Annotated in this window: 5 protein-coding genes; 1 reads left to right on the forward strand and 4 read right to left on the reverse strand. The window is 32.1% G+C overall.

Annotation, left to right across the window (positions count from 1 at the left end; translation table 11 throughout):
* Together AC0B9F_RS37785 and AC0B9F_RS37790 are read right to left on the reverse strand one after the other, a co-directional pair.
* Window positions 1-252 (reverse strand): HU family DNA-binding protein (locus AC0B9F_RS37785; protein WP_472010314.1); only part of this gene is annotated, 252 nt, incomplete at its 3' end.
* A gap of 252 nt (window positions 253-504) precedes the next feature.
* Window positions 505-852: an SMI1/KNR4 family protein gene (locus AC0B9F_RS37790; protein WP_356985781.1), complete on the reverse strand. Its 348-nt coding sequence runs from the start codon at window positions 850-852 to the stop codon at window positions 505-507.
* Window positions 853-1,099: 247 nt separating this feature from the next.
* Between AC0B9F_RS37790 and AC0B9F_RS37795 the strand changes: the two genes are divergently transcribed.
* A complete protein-coding gene (locus tag AC0B9F_RS37795) occupies window positions 1,100-1,348 on the forward strand; it encodes a hypothetical protein (RefSeq protein WP_235856718.1) in 249 nt (82 codons plus the stop codon).
* 1,673 nt (window positions 1,349-3,021) lie between these two features.
* On the opposite strand, the gene AC0B9F_RS37800 is transcribed toward AC0B9F_RS37795, so the two are convergent.
* Complete coding sequence (locus tag AC0B9F_RS37800) at window positions 3,022-4,005, reverse strand: DUF3991 domain-containing protein (RefSeq protein WP_127742278.1); 984 nt, start codon at window positions 4,003-4,005, stop codon at window positions 3,022-3,024.
* A gap of 19 nt (window positions 4,006-4,024) precedes the next feature.
* Window positions 4,025-4,223 (reverse strand): hypothetical protein (locus AC0B9F_RS37805; RefSeq protein ID WP_472010312.1); only part of this gene is annotated, 199 nt, incomplete at its 5' end.

Raw genomic sequence — 4,223 nt, forward strand, 5'->3', positions numbered from 1 at the left:
TCCTGCTTTAAAAGGTGCTTTACTTGCTGCAATTTCAATTTCCTCACTTGTTTGAGGGTTTCGTCCCTTTCTAGACACACGTTCACTGACAGAAAAAGCACTAAACCCTAAGATTTTTACTTTTTCACCATTTTTCATTCCTGTTTTGATTGTTTCCATTTCAGAGTCAACTACTTTAGTTGACTCTTTTTTTGTTAGTTCAGAGCTTTCAGCTATAGTATTAATAAGTTCATAATGAATAAGGAGTTTTATTTCATAACCCTAAGATTTATTTTAATATTCTCCACTTTCCCAACTAATTTCTTTGCTAATCCATATGGAAACTCCTTTACTATTATAAAATGGAGCTTCTTTGAATCCTTTAGTAAATCGGCTGCTGCACTATATAGCCTTAAGTATCTTTTCATTTTTATTAAATCCTTTAATCCACCATCAAGAGTGTCTATTAAAACGACTTCGCAATTTTTAGACCAGTTGACACATCTTCCGTTTCATCTGAATTAATTAAGAATCCTTTTTGAACCCATTGAGTAAAATCTGAAGTAAGCAAATGGGCATGTTTGGGAACCATATCCCCGCCATCACCATTAAAACCATGGTCTCATTATCACCTTGGTGCATAAGAAAAACTTTCCCACCTACATCGTCACCAATAGCAATATAACCCTGTGCATTTTCTTGTGTTTCCCAAGTTTCATTTCTCTCCATTATATCTTGTGTGCCATAGATTAATATTCTACCATCAACAGACAGACCATTATTATCTCTCAGTAAATCCTTATAGGAATTGGGTAATTTAACCTTCATCTTCTCCTCAACAATTGATATTTCCCTTTCACTTGCTGGAGGCATTATGGATTGTCAACATTACCTAGTATTCTCCGAACTTCTTAGTAGGCATAATTAAGCTGTACTGAATTGTCCATTAAAATTAATTTCCACTAGTCAACTTTAATTCAACTAGCATCGGCACAAAGGTACGAGGGGGAGCTAAAAAGAGGAACCTGATAAAGGAAGGAAATAATCCAATGGCACATTATTATAGAATAAATTGAATAATTATTGTATACAAATGTCTTAATAAAAGGTGGTGAAAAAAATGAGTGAAGATTCTCAAGAAGAATTTATTACCGGTGCTAAGTTGGAAGAGATAATATTAGAATTAGAACAACTTAGCTCGTTATGTGAAGAAAAGTCAAAAAGTTGTACTTTATTAGAAAGCCAACGTTTTTACGAAGGTATGGCTATTGCCTATACAACAGTTGCTATAAAGCTTAAAAGTGATTTTGACTACATTGATACAAAAGTCATTGATGAACTATATAATGCATTGGAAAAGAATTCATAGCCATCTGATAATAACAATACATCCTATGGTAATACTGTACTGATTGATAGTTGCTCTTTTTGTAATAAGAGTAAAGATGTTGTTGGGGAGTTAGCAATGGGACCTGGGTATCTATTTGCATCGAGTGTTAGAATTTGGCAAAGACGTCATTAAAGCTCAAAATAAATGTAAAGCTGTAGTTATACTTTAAAATAAAAAAGTATAGCTTTTTTTCTTTCCATTCTTAAATTTGTAAAAGTTAACATTCCACCTGTATTTTCTTTTCTGTTGGTGATACATCTATAAATTTCAAAAGATAATTTAAACAACATCTCTTCTTAAAATCTCATTAAAATGTATAGTCCTACTCCGTATCCAACTTTTCCAATTAGGAATTCATATTATCCTCAACAAAGGTCCCTATTTTTAGGTATTCTGTATGCAACACCTTCTCACTCTTCTTTTGGTAACTCCATTGATTTTCCAATTACTTCATATCCACTATTTTCAAGGTCTATTATTTTGTAGGTTCTTTAAATTATTCTACAATATTTAATTTATCCTGTTAAACCTCAAGTTAATAAGATCATTTTATTGATATTGACCCCCTTTTTTAATGTTCAATATAATACAAATTGTTTTAATCTAAGAAAAAAGAGGTCCATCAAGAGGAGTGAAAGTGGAAAAGTGGAAAAGTGGTCCTGGGTTAAGCTATTATTTTTAAGGAGAGAGGACGAAAAAGAGGAGTAATGAAACCATTAACCCAAGGTTTGCAAAAATAAAAGGATTAAAAGTAAAAATGTTTCATGCATTCGATTTCTATACTGATATATTATCAATTCCATAAAATAAGACATTACAAATAAATAAGCAACCATTAAAATTAAGCCATAAAATCAAGAATGATGTTTTCTAAAAACCAATATTCGGAAATTAAAATTTGGTTTTCCCCTCCATATTGGAGGGGGTTATTTGTATAACTATAACTTTTTGTCTCTCTTTTCCAAATACATTTTCATAAGTTGACTGAATTATAGGACTATCAAAATAAAACCGAAGTGATTTAGGATAAGATGATGAACAAAATATCCTTACTGAAGTTCCTAAGTCACATGAACAATAATACCTTGCCAAATTAGAAAACGATTACTTTAGAACTGCCGAAATTCAAAAGTCTTTAGAGTATAATAAAACTAATAGCATAAATGTATCAGCTGTTACCAAGTCTTCCTATTCAACAGCTGCTGTAACAACTGTTGGTTTGAAACCTTATATAAGATACTTCAAAGAGAAAGAAGTGCTACAAGTAGTTGACCACTTGGATAATTCAAAAAGCTAGCTAAAGTACGCGTCTAATCCCTTGACTGATGCAGTAATAGCTGTTGCTGTTATAAAAAAGAATCCTGGTGGAAAGAGTCGGCAATTCAAATTCTTCGTAAGAAAATAAGAGGTGTCAAATTAACAGTTACTCCTAACAATACAGGATCAAATTATCCAGCAGCATACAGAGGGCTATCAAGATATTAAAACGTCATAATAGAAATTATGGATGATACATGAATAAAATAAGGATTATAATAAACATTGGTGGATGGATATACATTGCAAATCTAATATTAAATAAAATTTTAGCTGAACGAGTAAGCCCCGTTTGGCTTTTTGTCGTTTTATTTTTTATTAATTTGGAGCATTAATTAAGTTCTTTGTTGATTAAAAAAATGTTGTTGTTTCTGTCTTTCTTGCTCTCGGTGTTTTACCTCAAATTTTAACTGTTCATTCCAGTCTTTACCGGATTCATTATTAGGAAGTTCATGGTCAAAATCGTACATGCTGCCATCTTTTCGCTTAATCTGAATCATGCTTAATTTTTCTATAAAGGCTTTTCCACCAGCATCATTATCTACACATAGAGAAACATTATCAGGCGCATCTCCAAGCCTTTCCTTTGCCTTTATAACGTAATTAAGTACGGTATTATATTTTAGGCCCTCCATACTTATTAACCAGGTATCTTGAATTTTTCCTTTATTTAAAGTCGCATAACTCAAAGCATCTACAGAAGACTCAAACATTTTTAAGTTTTTTGGTTCTCCATTAAGGAAGTTAAATCCATAATTGGCCGTTGAGTTTTTCTGTATAGACTTCCAAGACCCTCTTTTAAATTTATCATAGTGGACCGTTCCTTGTTCGCTGCATCCCATCACATTTCCATAATCTTTCCACAAAAAAAGAACATTATTTTTTTTGTCCTGTTTAATGGTTCCCTGATTGTAAAGATACTCCACTATAGCACTGTCAATTTTTCTTTCTTTAACAAGATAATCTCTTGCTTTATCAAACGTATCAACTTCATTTTCTGCTGAATACTCATAAGGTTCACTAATAAACTTAACGTTTTTATTATTTTGATATTCATACTCCTTATTTAATAGGCTGTTCATAGCCCCCATAAAGTTAGTTTGTTCGATTTCTTGAACAAAGTTAATCACATTACCGCCTTTTCCTCTGCTGTTCCAATAAAATGCGTTTTTTCTTCTGTCTATCACACAACTATCATGTTCTACTAGCCGGTAATAACGTTCGTTATCACTCTTTACATCGATTCCGTTTTGCTCACAATAATCTATAATATCAATTGCTTCCGCATGTTTAATTTGTTCTTTTGTAAAAGCCGGCATATAAAATTCCTCCTAATAGTTAAGATCCAATAAATGAAGTCGCGTTCTTGATCACATTTGAAATTGCTTGTACAATGTTTAAATTAAATAGGCTTTCAAAGTTGAGCGCTCTTACTTGGGCAACCAAAAGCAACGTACTTACGATAAAAATAATTCGTTCTTCAAGAAAACCTGTTTTGTAATACACAACACCCAAACCAGAATGAAAAGCTTTGTCC

The sequence above is a fragment of the Streptomyces sp. NPDC097129 genome (assembly GCF_055668065.1).